This window comes from Streptomyces malaysiense (assembly GCF_000980885.2).
In the GTDB taxonomy this organism is placed as follows: Bacteria; Actinomycetota; Actinomycetes; order Streptomycetales; family Streptomycetaceae; genus Streptomyces; species Streptomyces malaysiense.
Map to the genome: position 1 here is coordinate 1 of NZ_LBDA02000146.1, position 1,761 is coordinate 1,761.

At 74.4% G+C, this 1,761-nt stretch carries 1 protein-coding gene; it reads right to left on the bottom strand.

Features of this window, described 5'->3' with window-relative positions; all coding sequences use genetic code 11:
- Nucleotides 1–1,761: condensation domain-containing protein (locus VT52_RS34350; protein ID WP_240510014.1), on the bottom strand; the 1,761-nt coding region annotated here is incomplete at both ends.

The window sequence follows — 1,761 nt, forward strand, 5'->3', positions numbered from 1 at the left end:
ACGCCCCGCCTGCGCGGAGAACAGCTCCGGCAGGGAGGCGGCGGGCAGATCGGTCGCCGTGGCGTTGTAGGCGACGAGGAGTTCCGCGCGCTCGGCCTCCCCGAGCAGATCGATCCGGCCGATCGGGGTCTCGGGCTCGGCGACGGCCGCGCCGAGCAGCCGCACCAGGCGGGCCGCCGCCGCCCGCACGGTGACGGCGTCGTAGAGGTCGGTGGCGTACTCGATGGTGATGTCGAGGCCGGCCGGGCCGCCGTCATGGGCGTGGTGCTCGTAGAAGTTGACCGTGAGGTCGAACTTGGACGCGCCCAGGGTGAGTTGGTTCATGCTCGTCTCCGCACCGGGCAGGACCGGCGCCGGGTCGACGGCATCGGCCACGGTGAGCATGACCTGGAAGAGCGGGTGCCGGGAGGCGGACCGCCCGGGGTTGAGGGCCTCGACGAGCCGGTCGAACGGCACGTCCTGGTGCGCCCAGGCCGCGAGGTCGGTCTCCCGGGCGCGGCGCAGGAGTTCGCGGAAGGACGGGTCCCCGCCCGTGTCGGTCCGCAGGACCAGGGTGTTGACGAAGAAGCCGACCAGGTCGTCGAGTGCCTCGTCGCCGCGCCCCGCGACGAGCGAGCCGATGGCGATGTCGGTGCCGGCGCCCGAGCGGGTCAGCAGCGCGGCCACCGCCGCCTGGGCCACCATCAGGAACGTGCTGCCGGTCTCCCGGGCCAGGGCGGTGAGCGCCCGGTGCGTCCCGGCCGGGCAGGACACGGTGTGCGTGGCACCCCGGTAGGAGGCCACCACCGGGCGCGGCCGGTCCGCGGGCAGCGTCACCTCGTCCGGCAGCCCCGCCAACGCCTCCTTCCAGAAAGCCAGTTGCGAGCAGAGCACGCTGTCCGGGTCGTCCGCGTCACCCAGCACCTCCTGCTGCCACAGCGTGTAGTCGGCGTACTGGACCGGCAGCGGCTCCCAGTCCGGCAGCCGCCCGTCGACCCGGGCCCCGTACGCGAGCCCCAGGTCCCGCATCAGCGGGGCGTTGGACCAGCCGTCCGAAGCGATGTGGTGCACCACCAGCAGCAGCACGTGGTCGGCCGGTGCCAGTTCCAGCAGGGTCGCCCGGACGGGCAGGTCGCGGGTGAGGTCGAAGGTCTCGCTCGCGGCCAGCTCACCGAGGGTGTCCCGCAGCGCCTCCTCGGTCACCGGGACCACCGGCAACGCGAGAGCGATCTCCTCCACCGGCAGGACGGACTGGTACGGCGTGCCGTCCTGGGCGGGGTACCGCGTCCGAAGGACCTCGTGCCGGCCCACGACGTCCGACAGGGCACCGCGCAGCGCCTCCCGGTCGAGGGCGCCCCGCACCCGGACGGCCATCGGGATGTCGTACGTCGCCGACGGGCCCTCCAACTGGTCCAGGAACCAGAGCCGGCGCTGGGCCGGGGAGAGCGGCACCCGGTCGCCCCGCTCGGCCGCCACCAACGCCGGACGGTCCTCCGCGCCAGCCCCGGCGAGGTGGCCGGCGAGCAGGGCGGCCGTCGGGTGCCGGAAGAAGTCGGTCAGCGACAGCTGGGTGCCGAGCAGGGCGCGGATGCGGCAGACGAGCCGGGTGGCGAGCAGCGAATGGCCGCCGAGCCGGAAGAAGTCGTCGTCCACCGAGACCGCCGGCAGGCCCAGCGCCTCGGCGAACAGGGTGCACAGAACCTCCTCGGCGGGCGTGCGCGCGCCCTGGCCGCCCGTGCTCCCGGGCAGTACCGGCTTGGGCAGGGCCCGCCGGTCGAGCTT